The organism is Shewanella sp. HL-SH2 (assembly GCF_051164935.1).
Classification (GTDB): Bacteria; Pseudomonadota; Gammaproteobacteria; order Enterobacterales; family Shewanellaceae; genus Shewanella; species Shewanella glacialimarina.
Map to the genome: position 1 here is coordinate 3412133 of NZ_CP195035.1, position 16636 is coordinate 3428768.

Consider the following 16636-nt stretch of genomic DNA (forward strand, 5'->3'; position numbering starts at 1 on the left):
TGTTTTACGGCATTTAAGTGGTCAGCTTTCCATAAACACAGGTAAAATAATGTTAATTATTCCTGTTTGAGTAAACTATTTTGAGTAAAAGCACCAATTTATTCATGGTAAATCATTATCTGAATTATCTCCAGCGGCTAATAAAACAACTTGATACAGAAACAAAGCTGATCCATGTTGGACATTTAGGCCTAGCTGAACCGTCACATATTAATGATTTAGTGGGTGCATTTACACAATTAAAACAAACCAGCCCAGCCTGGCAACATGGTCGTTTGCATGTGAGTTTATTTACTCATCATAGCAAAGAGCAACAAGCTGAATTTAATGCTTTTATGTTACATTTTAAACAAATATTATGCGATTTTATTTTAGATATTGCCATTGCGCCGATTGAAGGCTGTCAGCGCATTAATATTCGAGATGATATTTCAATAGACTGCTACTTTAGTCGTACTGAGCTGCAATTATCAAGCGTAGCCAATATTCAACATAAGGTTCACCATTGGTTTGCCTGTTCCGATACGATGACGCCCTTATTAAGGGATCACTTTTACCAGATAGCCAATGTTTGGCAACTCGGCAGACTTAGCCATAATAATACGGCAATCAGTATTTACGACAAACCAATCACGCCAACGGATCCATTTTTCTATTCACTGCAAACAGCTATTGCTCAGGCTGGGTTTAAGTTATTGACGGAGCAAACCACTGCTTCAATCACTCAGGAAGTAACTGGGCCAGCCACATCGACTAACGCTGTTGATACGATTGCTTGCCAAGAGCGACAAGCATTAAGGCATCAACAACAAGCTACTTTCGCCTATCAAAGTCCGCTTACGCCTGCATCAATTAATCAGCACATAGGAATTATTGGTGGCGGTATAGCCAGTGCTTCACTCGCTTTATCGTTAGCTGAAAGAGGAAAAAGTGTGGTGCTTTATTGTCAGGACGAAGAGATTGGTCAAGGTGCATCAGGCAATAGACAAGGTGCCATTTATCCTTTGCTCACACCCGAAAATGATGCATTAAGTCAATTTTTTCAACAGGCTTTTTTGTATAGTCGTCAGCGGATTCAACGTTTAACCAGTCAAGGTTATAACGTTAGTCATGGCTTCTGTGGTGTACTTCACACAGGTTTTGATGAACGCAGCAAAGCGCGGCTGGATAAAATAATCAAAGGCCAGGACTGGCCTGATGATATTGCTCGTCCGGTATCGGCAAATCAAGCGAGCGACATTGCCGGTGTAGAAATAAAGCAAACAGGTTTGTTTTACCCTTTAGGAGGCTGGATTTGCCCCTATGAATTTGCCAAAGCCTCATTAGATCATGCTATCGCTATTGGCAATATCACCATAAAGATGAACTGCAATATTGAATCTATCAAACAAACAGCGCAAGGTTGGGAATTATTTTCTGGCGAGCAACTGTGTAACGAACAAGACTCACCTATCGCCTTTCACCAGCAGTTAGTCGTTGCCAATGGTGCAAATTTAACCCGTTATCAACAAACCCGTGAGATCCCGCTCAGCGGCTTCAGGGGACAGGTCAGCCATGTACCTTCACAAGGAACACTTGCCAGTCTAAAAACGGTGATTTGCGCCAATGGCTACTTAACCCCAGTTTATGAAGAACTTCACTGTGTCGGCGCCAGTTATGTCAAAAATCCTCAACATTTAGATTTTTGTCCGACTGAACAACAAGAAAACGGTAAGAAAATGAGCCAAAGCTTTGCTGATGTAAGTTGGCCAGACGATATCGATGTGAGTAAAAATGAAGCCCGTGTCGGTATTAGAATGGTCAGTCGCGACCATTTTCCGGTAATGGGTTATGCAACTGATATGGCAGAATTAAATAAACGCTACCAAACTCAACAAGCCAGCAAAGATAAACCCAGTTTATGGCAACAATACTGGCAAACGACACCAGCTCCTATTCATGATGGGTTATTTGTTTTAGGCGGATTTGGCTCTCGGGGGTTAAGTTCAGCGCCCTTAGTTGCCGAGTGTCTGGCTGCAAGCCTATGCGGTGAAATCATGCCTATTAATCTTGAAACACAAACCCTGCTGAGCCCTAATCGAATGTGGATGCGAAAATTACTCAAAGGCAAAGCGATATAAATTGAGTGTTGCTTGCTTCAACCGGTTAAGGCTATGGTTCAATCATCGCCTCCCGTATACCTAGCGGCAAATGACCTGATTGTTTTTATTAATCGTGATGATGAACCGCTTATGAAGCTCATTACTCGTCACGTAACCGCAACTGCCGTTATAAACAGCAGAGTTTTCATTTTCAAATTGATAGCGGTACATACCATCATTTTGTTCCAGTGAATAATATAAAGTATTTTTCTCACCGTCATTAATCGCCCCAAAGTTTAAGTTTGAGCTTGGTAGAGCAACTTCTATTTGTTTGATGGCTGACGCTGAATGATTTTCGATGGTTACACTAGGCATAACAAATAAGCTTCCGTAATAGGCAAAACAAGCAATAACGAATGTGGAAATGACAACCTTAACGATAAGTTTCATATTATTCCTAGAGGTAAATCAATGCTCTTTTATGATGTAATAAAATTATAAAGGCTAACTAACTTTGGTTATCGATTCAAATTAAAAGCATGTTTTAATTAATAAAGACTTAAACATACTTTTAGAAAATTTAAATCAACTTACTGCTGTTTTAACAAAGCTCTTTGAAAGTCTATTTCAATAAGCTTCCACTCATTCACTTTTAAAAATGTAAATTAAAGCGTTAAATCAATGCCCGTGTAACAAAAAGCCTGCATTTTCGCAGGCTTTTAGCATTCAATCGACTAACGATTTAACTTAAGGATGACACTCATTGTGCATTTCTAAGTTAGTACCGATATCCTTGGTGCGATTCGCTTTAGCGTCATCATTACGTAACTGCATAATGTGATCTAAATATGCCTGGTCGACATCATTAGTAATATAATGACCATCAAATACCGATGTTTCAAAACGTTTAATTTCTGGATTTTCCATTCTAACCGCTTCAATCAAGTCAGTTAAATCCTGGAAGATAATACCGTCGGCACCGATAAGCTTGGCAATTTCATCCGCATCACGACCATGGGCAATTAGCTCATTGGTGGTTGGCATATCAATACCATATACGTTCGGGAAACGGATTTCAGGCGCTGCTGAAGCAAAGTACACTTTCTTAGCCCCTGCATCGCGTGCCATTTCGATAATCTGTTCTGAAGTCGTACCACGTACAATAGAGTCATCAACCAATAACACATTCTTACCTTTAAACTCGGCATTAATGGCGTTCAGTTTACGGCGTACTGATTTTTTACGCTCTTGTTGGCCTGGCATGATGAATGTTCGGCCAATATAGCGGTTTTTAACAAAACCCTGGCGATACGGTAAGTCCATATGGCGAGCGATTTCAAGTGCTACATCACATGAGGTTTCAGGAATAGGAATAACCACGTCAATGTCGTGTTCGTCCCATTCTTTTTTGATCTTTTCGCCTAACTTGGTGCCCATATTTACACGACTTGCATATACCGAAATATTATCGATAGTCGAGTCAGGACGTGCAAAATAAACAAACTCGAAAATACATGGCGAATAACTTGGGTTAACAGCACATTGACGAGTAAATAATTGACCATCAAGAGTCACGTAAATCGCTTCACCAGGAGCAACGTCACGCATCACTTCAAAACCAACGGCGTCTAAAGCAACGCTTTCAGATGCAACCATGTATTCAGTGCCAGATGCGGTTTCGTGCTTGCCTAATACTAATGGTCGAATGCCAAAAGGATCACGAAATGCCACTAAGCCCTGGCCAATGATCATTGCTGCAACCGCATAAGCACCACGGGTTTGAGCATGAACTTTACTAATAGCGTCAAAAACTTCGTCTGCTGATAGCGTTAAGCTGCGGGTTTCTTGCAACTCATCGGCTAACAAATTCAATAAAATTTCAGAATCTGAAGTGGTATTGATATGACGACGTTTGGTTATTAAGCTTGCAGCTAATTCAGTAGTATTGGTTAAATTACCATTGTGAGCCAATGAAATACCAAACGGTGAGTTAACGTAAAACGGTTGAGCTTCAGACGCGCTTGAGCTACCTGCAGTTGGGTAACGTACGTGGCCGATACCAGCATTGCCTTGTAAACGTTGCATATGTTTTGGTTCAAATACATCTTTAACCAAACCATTTGCTTTGCGTAAACGAAATGCATTTACGTCAACGGTTACAATACCTGCTGCGTCTTGTCCACGATGTTGAAGCACTGTCAGCGCATCATAAATCGTTTGATTAACTGTAGACTTGCCTACTATTCCGACGATACCACACATGGGTAAGGTTCCTTACTGTAAGGTGTTTTATTGTTTTAGATTTTGGGTACAAAGCTTGATGTATTTTCCAAGTAGTCAAAAAACCATTGAATAACCACACCAAATTCGGGCACGAGCACTGATGCCTTCCACCAATCGGTTGAAGGAAAACCAGTAAACGCATCCATAAAAAAGAGTAACGCGCTGACGATTAACGCCCCGCGAATAGCACCAAAACACAAACCAAGTACTCTATCGGTACCTGACAGTCCAGTTTTAGCAACGAGTTGACCTAAAAGATAATTAACAAGTGCACCAATAATAAGCGTCGCAATAAAAAGAATGGCAATTGCGACACCATTACGCACCATTGCATCTTGCATTTGCGTAAGATGAACAGCAAGGTCGAGATAAAATTGACTGGCGATAAAAAAAGCCGCAAACCATACCACTAACGACATGGCTTCTTTGGCAAATCCACGCACTAAACTAATGATGGTAGATAAGCTAATAACAATAATAATTGCGTAATCAATCCAAACCATTGAGATGGGGATCCGGGTAAGCACTAAGACGGCGCGATTCTAACAGAGGTGAAGACTTTTCTCACCCCCGATCGACTAAATTAATCATACATGAATCAGAACAATCAATTTCTACAACAGATAAATTATCAATCTAAGTAAAAAAATCTATGCAATCAATGAATGGCCGCATAGAGCAACTCAGTATAAATATTGACTAAGATTAATTGTCCATTGGATCATAAGCGATAATTTTACCTTTTAACCCTGTCAGTTTCGCTATTGCAGTTTGACGAGCTTCAAGCTTATCCTTTGACACTTCAGGGCCAACAAATACGCGGGTTAATGATCCCTCGACCGGTTTTTCAGGCAAAGTATAGGCGGTATAGCCTGACAGTCTAAGTTTAGCGATTAGCGCATTAACATTAGTCGCACTATTAAATCCACCCAATTGTAAGGTATAACCGGACTTAATTGGGCTTGATACTGCTTTAGCAACTGGCTTAGGAGCAGGCTTTGGTACGACTTTTTCGACTGCAGGTTTACTTGGAACAGCTTTAGGTTGAACTTTGGCGGTCTCAATCACTTTTTTGCCGCTGGCTCTTTGGCTACAGGTTCTGCTGCATTATTACCTAAAGGAACCACATCAGGATCCACTCGAGATTCATCATCGTCACCAACAATATCGACATTGGCAACATCAAGGACTTCAAAATCATCTGGTGTTAATGGCTTGCTCTGAACTAGAGGCGCTGAACGTAAAGGTATTTCAGTAAACTCTTCGACTACTTTGGCTTTTTTACCGTCTAAAAGATCAGGTAAGAAGATTACCCCAAGGGCAACAAGCACTATAGTTCCAACCAAACGGTTTTGAAATTGAAGTTTCAAGATTTTATCCCAGTGTTACATTAACAATTTAAAAGCAGCGACAGTATAAAAAGAGCCGAATACAATTACCACATCATTAGGCTCAATAGTAGCATTTACCACTGTCCAGGCCTCATTCATATTATTAAAAGCATTCAATTCAAAAGCGGCACTATGATTTAGCTGATTTTGTGCAATGGGCTCCATTAAAGCTATCAATTGCGCAGAGCTAGCACCACGCTCAGTCGATAGTGTCACCATATTCCAGTGATTCACTACATCAACAAGTTCTGCAAAAACGCCTGATATATCTTTATCTTTTAACATGCCACAAATGGCAACAATTTTGCCTGATATGGCTATTTTTTTGCGTAGCTGTTCAGCAAGATATTTTGCCGCGTGTGGATTATGTGCAACATCAACCAAGACTAACGGTATTTGGTTAACGCACTCCAAACGGCCCGGTAAACTTGCCAACTCAAGGCCTTTGTTAATCGTTGCATAATCTATTTCAGGCCAAAGCTTATCCATAAGTGCGACCACACAGGCCGCATTCGCTAATGGCAATGTAGGCAACGTCAATGCTGGAGATTGTGTTATTTGAGTAGAGAAAGTCCAATTATCATTATTAAGCTGATAATCAAACTCGTGCCCTACTCTGATAAGCTGGCAACTAATTTGTTGTGCATAATCAACTACCGACTGCGGTAAATTAGGTTCACCTATTATGCTGATACACTCACTGCGACACACACCCGCTTTTTCACGCCCAACCAGCTCTCGGGTATCACCTAAGTATTCTTGATGGTCTAAATCTATGGAAGTAATTATGGTCGCGGTTGAGTCAATCATATTGGTAGCATCTAAACGGCCGCCTAAACCAACCTCTAAAATAATCACGTCTAGCTGAGCGTGTTTAAATAAATATAAACCTGCCAAAGTGGCGTACTCAAAGAATGTCAGTGATATCTCTGCTCTAGCTTGTTCAATGGCTTGAAATGCGGCAATGAATTGATCATCGGTGCAATCTTGCTGATTAATTCTGACCCGCTCATTATAACGGAGTAAATGTGGCGAGCTGTATACACCAACTGTTTTGCCACTTTGAATTAATATCGATTCTAACATGGCACAAGTTGTGCCTTTGCCATTGGTTCCCGCTACCGTGATCACCTGTGCAGGTTGTAGATTAATTAAGGCTAAGCGCTCTGCAACAATAGAGACTCTGGCGAGTCCCATATCTATTTCGCTAGGGTGTATCGCAAGTAAATAGTCTAGCCACTCATCTAAATGAGCATCTTTATTGGGCGCAATAATTGTATCTGTGTACATCACGGTTGGCAGCCTTTGTCTTTATTAATCGAGCATAAACAATGGCCCTAAAGCCAACTTAGGCAAATCATATTGATCAGGGTAAGAAACGTCAACCAGGTATAAACCATTCGGTTTGGCTGTTGGCGCTGCTAATTTTCGATTTTTCTCGAGTAATAACTGCGCTAACCAGTTAATAGGTTGATGACCTAAGCCCACTTCAATCAAAGATCCAACAATATTTCTGACCATATGATGTAAAAAGGCATTAGCTTTAATATCAACCAGAATATACATGCCTTGACGAGTCACGCTGACATGATGCACGGTGCGATAAGGGGTTTTAGACTGACAGTGCAGCGCTCTAAAGCTAGTAAAATCATGTTCACCTAGCAATGTTTGTGCAGCTTGGTGCATTAAGGTTTCGTTAATTTCACCACGGTAATGGCTAACACCTTGAGACAGTACTCCAGCGCGTAGTGAATGGTTATAAATAATGTAACGATAGCGTCTAGCCGTGGCGCTATAGCGAGCATGAAAGCTGTCATCGACTTCTTTTGCCCAGCGCACAGCAATAGTGTTAGGCAGTTTAGTATTTACCCCTAAAGTCCACGCTGACATTTGACGTATCACGTCGGTATCAAAATGCACTACTTGACCGGTGCCATGAACGCCTGAGTCAGTTCGACCCGCGCAATGCAATCTAATCGGGGCATTGGCTATATACGAAAGCGCTGTTTCCAGTTGTTCCTGTACAGAATCGACTTCTGCCTGTCGCTGCCAACCAAAAAAATTACTGCCATCATATTCGACACCTAACGCTATCCGCATAACTTGACCTTTCACTTTAAATCAAAATGGCGCGCATTCTAGCATAAAAAAAACGACGCATGTCTAAGCGCCGTTTTAAATAGTAATTTTAGGCTTAGGTTAGCTTTTTCATCAACGAACTTGCTTCAGCTTGTTGGCGATCATTTCCATTCGCTTGAACTTCTTTTAATAAGGCTTTGGCATTATCTTCATCGTCAATTTCGATGTATGCACGCGCCAAGTCTAACTTGGCGCTAACGGAGTTTTCTTCGTCATCAACATCGATCATATCGGCATTACCAATAAGTGATTCAAACTCACCCATATCAACATCAATTTCTTTATATCTATCACTGGCAACGCTATCGTCTTCATCTGCGTCATTGAGTAATTTATTGATATCAATAAAGCCATTCTCGCGTTCAAAGTTGCTTAGTTCGGCCTCTGTAATATGTGGCGATGCTAATTTAGACTCTTTTGCATCAAGTGCCGCTATTGCCTCATCAACGGTCAAGCTATCATCTGACAAGACAAATTCGTCTTCATCTATATTAAAATCAATATCGTCATTTACACTGAAATCGACATCTTCATCATCGACTAAAAAGTCCTTACTGTTATCAATAAGGTTGTCAGTTGGTGCTGCAGGTTTGGCTGGAGGATTAAATAAATCAGTTTCCCAATCCAATAAATCTGCAGGTGCTTTTTTAGCTGCTTTTAAGTCATTGAAAAATCCTGAGTCTTTTTCAGCTTTAGCTGTGACCTGCTCTGCAGGGCTATTCACTTGTGCTGATGTATTGTCAAACGCAGACTCATAAAAATCTAACTCTTGAGCATCATTGCTCAACTCATCGTTTAACGTCTCATCTTCAGCGCTCATTCCTGCTAAAAGAGCATCGAGCTCATTTTCGGCATCGGCTAAAATTGAATCATCAATGTCATCGCTTTTTGTTAGATTTTTGTCACTATTAACCTCGGCAGACGCAGCTTGATTAAGCTCTGATTCTAATGCATTAAAACTCAAGTCATCTTGTTCAGTGGTTTCGTTCGCCAGCTCAAGTTCAGTAATTAGGTTTGATAAATCATCATCGTCTAGCTCATCATCTTCATTAAAAGATAGAAATTCTTCCGCTTCATCTTCAACGGTTGCTGATTCGAGCTCGGCTAATAGTGAGTCTAAATGTGGGGTATTTTCTGGCAGCTCATCAAATTCAAGAAATTCATCTTCAGTAAGACTGACGTCACCTTTATCAGACTCAGATCCAGCGGCGATAGCATCAACCATATCTTCTGTTTCAGTTTCAGCAGCTTCTGATGTAATTTCTGCTGTGCTTGCTGATGTGTTTATAGCAAGCTCATCGACAACGTCAGCGTCTTGATCTGTTTTAGCATCCTCAGCCTCAAAACTGGCTAGTAGTGCATTTATATCGTCGTCATCTGTATTAACTTCATTTGCATCAACTTCATCATCTGACTCAAGTTCAGCGGCAATAGCATCTGCTAGATCTTCTGTTTCGGTTTCAGTAGCTTCGGCCTCAGTTTCTGCTGGGGCATCATCAGCCTCAAAACTGGCTAGCAGTGCGTTTATATCATCGTCATCTGTATTAATTTCATTTGCATTTACTTCATCATCTGACTCAAGTTCAGCGGCAATTGCATTTGCTAGATCTTCTATTTCGGTTTCAGTAGCTTCTGTTTCTGAAGGGGTATCTTCAGCCTCAAAACTGGCTAGCAGTGCATTTATATCATCGTCATCTGTATTAACTTCATTTGCATCAACTTCATCATCTGACTCCAGTTCAGCGGCAATTTCATTTGCCAGATCTTCTGTCTCTTTTTCAGTTTCAGTTGCTTCTGTTTTTGCTGGGGCATCTTCAGCCTCAAAACTGGCTAGCAGTGCATTTATATCATCGTCATCTGTATTAACTTCATTTGCATCAACTTCATCATCTGACTCAAGTTCTGCGGCAATTTCATTTGCCAGATCTTCTATTTCGGTTTCAGTAGCTTCGGCCTCAGTTTCTGCTGGGGCATCATCAGCCTCAAAACTGGCTAGCAGTGCATTTATATCATCGTCATCTGTATTAACATCATTTGCATCAACTTCATCATCTGACTCAAGTTCAGCGGCAATTGCATTTGCTAGATCTTCTGTTTCTTTTTCAGTTTCAGTTGCTTCTGTTTCTGCTGGGACATCTTCAGCCTCAAAACTGGCTAGCAGTGCGTTTATATCATCGTCATCTGTATTAATTTCATTTGCATCAACTTCATCATCAGACTCAAGTTCAGCGGCAATTTCATTTGCTAGATCTTCTGTTTCTTTTTCAGTTTCAGTTGATTCTGTTTCTGTTTCTATTTCTGCATGGGCATCATCAGCCTCAAAACTGGCTAGCAGTGCATCGATATCATCGTCATCAGTATTAACTTCACTTACATCAGCTTCATTATCTGACTCCAGTTCAGCGGCAATAGCATCTGTCAGATCTTCTATTTCTTTTTCAGTTTCAGTTGCCTCAGTTTCTGCTGGGGCATCATCAGCCTCAAAACTGGCTAGTAGTGCATCGATATCATCGTTATCTTCATTATCAATTTCGGCTGATAAATCAGCTTTATCAGCTGTTTTATTATCAAGATCAAAACTGGCTAATAGCGAGTCGATATCATCTTCGTCAGCTGTATTTTCATCGACGATACTATTATTAACGTCATTCTTTGTTTCAAGTTCAGAGGCAGTTTCATTTGAAGCATCCTCATCAGGTAAGTCGAATCCTGCTAATAATTCATCAATGTTGTCTTGTTGATCAGCAAGGGGATCTTCAACAGAACTGCTTTCAGGTTCAACATCAAGATTTGCGAGTAATGCATCTAAATCATCTTCTGGCTCCGCGGCTACAGGCGCATCTACTTCATCAGTTTCACCATCGAGATTAGCAAGTAATGCGTCTAAATCATCTTGTAGCATTTCGGCGGGTGCATCGACTTCATCAGTTTCACCATCAAAATTAGCAAGCAATGCGTCTAAATCATCTTCTAGCGCTGCTGGAGAAGCCTCATCAATTTCTTCATCGTCAAGGCCTGCCAACAAACTGTCTAAATCTTCATCAGTTTCAAGAGGTTCAAGCTCAGAATCCTGCTCTTCCATGGCTTCAGCCCACAGATCATCAAGTGAAGTTCCTTCATCTTCCTCTTCGACTTCAGGCGTGACATCAATTTCATCTTCAGCTTGTGTTAAAAACATTTCAGATGCCATGTCCATCTGATCATCATCAATCACTAAATCAGTGTCTGACTGCATCTCTAAACTGTCTAAATCTAATAAATCATCGATGGACTCTTCATCGTCACCATCAAGATGAATGGCAAGATCTTCAAGATCATCCCCATTTTCATTATCTGTGCGGCTTGGAACAGTGTTAGAGGCTAATTTATTTTCTGTTTGAACTGGTTCTACAGTATTTGCACTTGAACGGCGACGCATGATTAAAGCAATAACGCCGAAGATTAATAAAATTGGCAAGCTTGCTGCTGCAATTAATAACCCAGTGTTACTGGTTAAGTTCCGCCAGAAATCAGTGGGTTGCTCTACAGGTGGTTTATTAGCCTCTTCAAGTTCAATAACCAGCGCTTCATTGTCAGCAATCAGCTGTGCTTGTTTTTCACCTGAAAGCTGTAAATCTTCTTCAAGACGGCCAATGCTTTGAGTTAGTTCTGCTAACTTTTGCTTTAAAATTTGATTATCACTGCGTGTAGCCATCAACTGGTCTTGCGCTCTAGCAAGCTCATCTGTCAGCATCAATGTTTTATTATTTGCGTTATCGAGCTGATTATTTAGGGTAATAATCTCATTCTGTTTAGCTGCGCTAAGGGGCTCTGCCTCGCTAATTTTGGCAGGTGTTTGAGCAATGATTTGCAGTGGTTTTTCTGGTACTGGTGCTTGTTCTACTTTTACTGGTGTAGCAACTGGACGCGGTGTTTGTTTAACAACAGTTCTCACTGCACTATCGTCGCGCTCTGCACGTAATTTAGCTTGTTCCTTTGGAATAGCAGCCATTACCTCTGCAGAAGGCACAGTTAGGATCATGCCTCTTTCTAAGGTGTTAAAATTATTTCCGCTAAATGCTTGGGGGTTGGCATCAAATAATGCTGCCATAACCTGATAAATGGTAACTTGGTCATTAGGGCGAACCTTCTGAGCAATACTCCAAAAAGTATCGGCTGAGGTCGTTGGGCCATATTGCCGGTTTGCCTGTTTAACTTCGCCATTAGGGCCGGTTATTTTAAGCGTATCGGCTTGAGCCGAAGCAAAAAGTTGAATTCCTGAGACTGCTGTGGTGGCACATAAAAGTAAACCCACCCAATATGAAGTACGAGATGTCATTCAATCCTTCCCTTTTAGCACGAAACATTTGTCATGGTGACAATTGGCTTTAGGTCATTTTTATCGTTAATTATTTGCTATAAAATTTCGTTAACTGTTATTAACATTATTGATGATTAATGAAATTTTGGCATTTTTACGACTATAAACTAAGTTTGTCAGCCCTGCTACTATAGCGGCAAGCCTAAAACTAAAAAAGCCCACAAAATGCGGGCTTTTTAGACTAAATAACTCAATTACCTGAGATAAATTTAACTCATCGGATATTTAGTAATAATCGCGAATTAAAATCTCAGCAATTTGAACACTGTTTAAGGCCGCACCCTTACGAATGTTATCGGCCGTTACCCATAAATTTATACCATGAGAATGAGAAATATCTTTTCTGATACGTCCAACAAAAACAGGATCATGACCAGCTGAGTCAGTTACCGCTGTAGGGTATTCATCATCACTTTCAAACATCACCACACCTGGGGCGCCACGAAGTACCGCTTTAACAGCTTCAGCATCAACAGGCTCACGGGTTTCAAGGTGAATAGCTTCTGAATGACCATAAAATACCGGCACACGAACCGCTGTTGGATTAACCACGATTTCGTCATCACCAAATATTTTTTGTGTTTCCCACACCATTTTCATTTCTTCTTTGGTGTAGCCATTTTCCATGAACTTATCAATTTGTGGCAACACATTGAATGCTATCTGCTTGGGATAAACGCTAGGTTCTGAAGGTAAACCTTGCAGTAGTTTAGTGCATTGTCCCGCTAGCTCATCAATGGCTTTTTTACCTGTTCCAGAAACCGATTGATACGTAGCCACATTAATACGCGTAATACCAAAAGCATCATAAATCGGCTTTAATGCAACCAGCATCTGAATCGTTGAACAGTTAGGATTAGCAATTATGTTACGGTTACGGAAATCAGCAATCGCTTCAGGATTCACTTCAGGGATCACTAATGGTACATCAATGTCATATCTGAAATGTGAGGTATTATCGATAACAACACAACCGGCTTCACCTGCTATTGGTGCCCACTTTGCAGAAACATCTCCACCTGCGGAGAAAAATCCAATTTGAGCTTGGGTCCAGTCGAATTTTTCTACATCAAGAATTTCAACCTGCTTACCATGAAAACTCACGGTTTCGCCGGCACTGCGACTACTCGCTAAAGGAAATAACTTAGCAACCGGAAAATTACGCTCTTCGAGGATCTCAATCATTGTTTGACCCACTGCGCCCGATGCACCTAAAACGACAACATTAAATTCCTGAGACATATAAACGCTCGACTCCTAATAATCTTATTGGACTAACAATCTACCTAGTTTACTGCGTTTATACTAGGCCTGATTAGTTAAAAATGGTTCGATTAGGTTGATTTTTTCTCAACTGACTAACCTTATGACAAAACAGGTAACGAATGGCTAAAAAAACGAGACTTTTATTAAGAAAAACCCAGTGATGACAAGGTATTTCTGCAATCTATACTTGCACTATTTGCATCACTCACAGGATATTTAACCGCTAAAGCACTGAACTCTCGTCTGTGGGTATGTTGCTTACGCAGCAAGTCAAATCCAGCAGCACTATCAAAATGCTCTCTAAATAGCGCATCATCATCGCGTAAATCAAATACTAAACGGCACATTTTAAGTAAGCTGGTTTCATCTAAGTTGGTGATATTCAATAACTGACTAAACTCAAATTCTGGTAATAAGTAATTCAATGATTGATTAACGGCAATATTCAAGTGTTGGCAGAGCTGTTGATATAATATAAAAGTGCCCCTAGCCTTACCTTCTAAGCTATATCCAGCGACATGGGGGGTAGCAAATTCAACTAAAGGAACCAGTTCAGCCATTGGATTGGGCTCACCTTCCCATACATCGAGAATCACTTTTAAATCTGTTCGCGTTTGTTTAATCTTTATTAATGCCCGATTATCAATCACCTCGCCACGACAGCAATTTATTAACCACATGTTTGGTTTTAATGACTTGAGCTTTTGCTCATCAAATAAATACCAGGTTTTATGCGGGCCGACTTTAGTAATGGGTACATGTAAAGACACAATATCTGCACGTTCAAGCAACTCATCAAGGGAGATAAAATGACGGCTATCGCCTTCTGCTTGCTTAAGCGGATCGCATAACAAAACTTGCAAGCCATAGGCTTGCAAACACTTGGCGGCAGCGGTGCCGGTATTACCGGCGCCAACAATCCCTACCACTTTACCTTTTAATGAGGTTTGTAACCTTTTAGCTAGCTCTAAAAGTGCAATAAAAACGAATTCACCCACCGCAGTGGCGTTACAGCCTGGGGCGTTTGAAAACATAATGCCACGCTGATGTAAATACTCGATATCAATGTGATCAGTGCCAATGGTGGCGCTACCAACAAATTTCAATTTATGGGCATGTTGCAACAAAGCTTGGTTAACCTTGGTAACAGAGCGCACTAATAACACATCAGCATCGTTGACTTGCTCAGCAGTTAGGGTTCTACCATTGACGAACTCTATTTGGCCAAGTTCTGCAAATAATGCCTCAACAAAAGGCATGTTTTCATCAGCAATTATTTTCATCAGCTTTTCTACATAGTTGAAAAATAATAAAAAAGGCGCATATAGCGCCTTTTATAAAATAATACAAGTTAAGCGAAAGAATCTCTTAACGGTACTGTTAAGTTAAATACTAAGCGATCGGCACTTGAGTCTTTATTATCAGCACAGTAGTAACCTTCGCGCTCAAATTGATATGCTTTTTCAGCTGGTGCACTTACCAGGCTCGGCTCGACCAATCCATTTAATACTACCAATGAATTAGGATTAATCACCTCATCCACGGTATCAAATGTTGCTGGATTAGCTTCAGTAAATAAACGTTCATACAAACGAAACTCAGCAGGTTTTGCAGAAGATGCTTCAACCCAATGGATCACGCCTTTTACTTTGCGACCATCAGCAGGGTTTTTACCTAAAGTTTCATCGTCGTAAGTGCAGTAAACAGTGGTCACGTTGCCATCTGCATCTTTGTCACAGCGCTCTGCTTTAATCACATAGGCATTACGTAAACGCACTTCTTTACCTAACACTAAACGTTTAAAGTGCTTATTAGCTTCTTCTTTAAAATCTTCAGCATCGATAAATAAATCTCGACCAAAAAATAACTCTCGGGTGCCCATCGCTTCATTAGAAGGATGCGCCGCAGCTTGAATACTTTCAGGCTCAGCATGTGGATAATTTTCAATAACTACTTTAATTGGGCGAAGTACTGCCATGGCGCGCGGTGCATGTTCGTTTAACTCTTCACGAATACAAGCATCTAACATACCCACTTCAATTAAGTTATCTTGTTTGGTGACACCGATACGCTGACAAAACTCACGAATTGAACCAGGTGTATAACCTCTGCGACGCAAACCTGCAATGGTAGGCATACGCGGGTCGTCCCAACCGTCAACAAGCTTACGAGTGACTAAGTCATTCAATTTTCGCTTAGACATTAAGGTATATTCAAGATTTAAGCGCGAAAACTCATATTGACGAGTTCGATTTGGCGCTTGAAAATCATCTAAATGATCTAATACCCAGTCATATAAACGACGGTTATCTTGAAACTCTAATGTACAGACTGAATGAGTAATATTCTCGAGCGCATCAGAAATACAATGGGTAAAATCATACATTGGATATATGCACCATTTATCACCTGTTTGGTGATGATGTGCAAATCGAATACGATAAATGATAGGATCGCGCATACACATAAATGGCGAAGCCATATCAATTTTAGCTCGCAGAGCACACTCACCTTCTTTGAATTCACCATTACGCATTTTTTCAAATAATGCGAGGTTTTCTTCAACCGATGAATCACGATGAGGGCTGTTTTTACCTGGTTCTTTTAAGGTGCCACGATATTCACGGGTTTGCTCGCCGTTTAAGAAACAAACGTAAGCTAACCCTTTTGTGATTAACTCAATCGCATATTGATGCAATTGGTCAAAATAGTTCGATGAATAACGAATATCGCCAGACCATTCAAATCCCAACCAGCGCACGTCTTCCTGAATAGATTTAACATAGTTAATATCTTCTTTCTCAGGGTTGGTATCATCAAAACGTAAGTTACACTGGCCTTGATAATCTTTAGCTATACCAAAGTTTAAGCAAATAGACTTGGCATGACCAATATGTAAAAAGCCGTTCGGCTCTGGTGGAAAACGAGTGTGCACCTGATTGTGCTTACCACTTTTTAGGTCTTCGTCAATGATATTACGAATGAAGTTACTTGGACGTACTTCGGTGTCCACTTGACTCATGAAAATCCTCTCGGCACACATGGCAATATTGTTAAAAATAAGATGATCCTACAGAACTGTAGCAGTTACAACTATTGCACTACAAAAAGCGTAA

At 40.6% G+C, this 16636-nt stretch carries 10 protein-coding genes and 1 pseudogene; 1 reads left to right on the top strand and 10 read right to left on the bottom strand.

The genetic code is table 11. From position 1 onward, the window contains the following. Positions 1 to 104 precede the first annotated feature (104 nt). Positions 105 to 2120 (top strand): FAD-dependent 5-carboxymethylaminomethyl-2-thiouridine(34) oxidoreductase MnmC, encoded by a 2016-nt coding sequence (mnmC, locus tag ACRWP9_RS14880; protein WP_434926651.1) that lies wholly within the window; start codon positions 105 to 107, stop codon positions 2118 to 2120. Between the two features lie 60 nt (positions 2121 to 2180). Here the strand turns inward: mnmC and ACRWP9_RS14885 are convergent, their stop codons facing one another. From ACRWP9_RS14885 to glnS, 10 genes and pseudogenes are all read right to left on the bottom strand, one after another. Further along, positions 2181 to 2531 (bottom strand): hypothetical protein, encoded by a 351-nt coding sequence (locus ACRWP9_RS14885; protein WP_434926652.1) that lies wholly within the window; start codon positions 2529 to 2531, stop codon positions 2181 to 2183. Between the two features lie 297 nt (positions 2532 to 2828). Continuing rightward, on the bottom strand, positions 2829 to 4343 hold the full coding sequence (purF, locus tag ACRWP9_RS14890; RefSeq protein ID WP_434926653.1) for an amidophosphoribosyltransferase: 1515 nt from the start codon (positions 4341 to 4343) through the stop codon (positions 2829 to 2831). Positions 4344 to 4378: 35 nt separating this feature from the next. Then, entirely contained in the window at positions 4379 to 4867 is a 489-nt protein-coding gene (locus tag ACRWP9_RS14895; protein WP_226414484.1) for a CvpA family protein, read from the bottom strand. A 202-nt stretch (positions 4868 to 5069) separates the two neighbouring features. After that, positions 5070 to 5734: pseudogene (gene dedD, locus ACRWP9_RS14900) on the bottom strand (cell division protein DedD). A gap of 15 nt (positions 5735 to 5749) precedes the next feature. Then, the gene (gene folC, locus ACRWP9_RS14905) at positions 5750 to 7045 is read right to left on the bottom strand and encodes a bifunctional tetrahydrofolate synthase/dihydrofolate synthase (protein ID WP_434926654.1); all 1296 of its coding nucleotides are present in this window, start codon (positions 7043 to 7045) and stop codon (positions 5750 to 5752) included. 24 nt (positions 7046 to 7069) lie between these two features. Further along, positions 7070 to 7855: a tRNA pseudouridine(38-40) synthase TruA gene (truA, locus tag ACRWP9_RS14910; RefSeq protein WP_434926655.1), complete on the bottom strand. Its 786-nt coding sequence runs from the start codon at positions 7853 to 7855 to the stop codon at positions 7070 to 7072. 94 nt (positions 7856 to 7949) lie between these two features. After that, the gene (locus tag ACRWP9_RS14915; protein WP_434926656.1) at positions 7950 to 12212 is read right to left on the bottom strand and encodes a FimV/HubP family polar landmark protein; all 4263 of its coding nucleotides are present in this window, start codon (positions 12210 to 12212) and stop codon (positions 7950 to 7952) included. Positions 12213 to 12479: 267 nt separating this feature from the next. Continuing rightward, positions 12480 to 13496, bottom strand: a complete 1017-nt coding sequence (locus ACRWP9_RS14920) for an aspartate-semialdehyde dehydrogenase (RefSeq protein ID WP_434926657.1) — start codon at positions 13494 to 13496, stop codon at positions 12480 to 12482. A 167-nt stretch (positions 13497 to 13663) separates the two neighbouring features. Continuing rightward, entirely contained in the window at positions 13664 to 14803 is a 1140-nt protein-coding gene (locus tag ACRWP9_RS14925) for a 4-phosphoerythronate dehydrogenase (RefSeq protein WP_434926658.1), read from the bottom strand. Positions 14804 to 14871: 68 nt separating this feature from the next. Further along, positions 14872 to 16542, bottom strand: coding sequence for a glutamine--tRNA ligase (glnS, locus tag ACRWP9_RS14930; protein WP_434926659.1), 1671 nt, complete (start codon positions 16540 to 16542; stop codon positions 14872 to 14874). Positions 16543 to 16636 lie beyond the last annotated feature (94 nt).

What these genes read in the sequence shown, in the direction of transcription:
- truA (WP_434926655.1), bottom strand. Translation starts at nt 7,855, where the DNA reads ATGCGGATAGCGTTAGGTGTCGAATATGATGGCAGTAATTTTTTTGGT.
- ACRWP9_RS14920 (WP_434926657.1), bottom strand. Translation starts at nt 13,496, where the DNA reads ATGTCTCAGGAATTTAATGTTGTCGTTTTAGGTGCATCGGGCGCAGTG.
- ACRWP9_RS14925 (WP_434926658.1), bottom strand. Translation starts at nt 14,803, where the DNA reads ATGAAAATAATTGCTGATGAAAACATGCCTTTTGTTGAGGCATTATTT.
- glnS (WP_434926659.1), bottom strand. Translation starts at nt 16,542, where the DNA reads ATGAGTCAAGTGGACACCGAAGTACGTCCAAGTAACTTCATTCGTAAT.
- folC (WP_434926654.1), bottom strand. Translation starts at nt 7,045, where the DNA reads ATGTACACAGATACAATTATTGCGCCCAATAAAGATGCTCATTTAGAT.
- ACRWP9_RS14915 (WP_434926656.1), bottom strand. Translation starts at nt 12,212, where the DNA reads ATGACATCTCGTACTTCATATTGGGTGGGTTTACTTTTATGTGCCACC.
- ACRWP9_RS14895 (WP_226414484.1), bottom strand. Translation starts at nt 4,867, where the DNA reads ATGGTTTGGATTGATTACGCAATTATTATTGTTATTAGCTTATCTACC.
- purF (WP_434926653.1), bottom strand. Translation starts at nt 4,343, where the DNA reads ATGTGTGGTATCGTCGGAATAGTAGGCAAGTCTACAGTTAATCAAACG.
- ACRWP9_RS14885 (WP_434926652.1), bottom strand. Translation starts at nt 2,531, where the DNA reads ATGAAACTTATCGTTAAGGTTGTCATTTCCACATTCGTTATTGCTTGT.
- mnmC (WP_434926651.1), top strand. Translation starts at nt 105, where the DNA reads ATGGTAAATCATTATCTGAATTATCTCCAGCGGCTAATAAAACAACTT.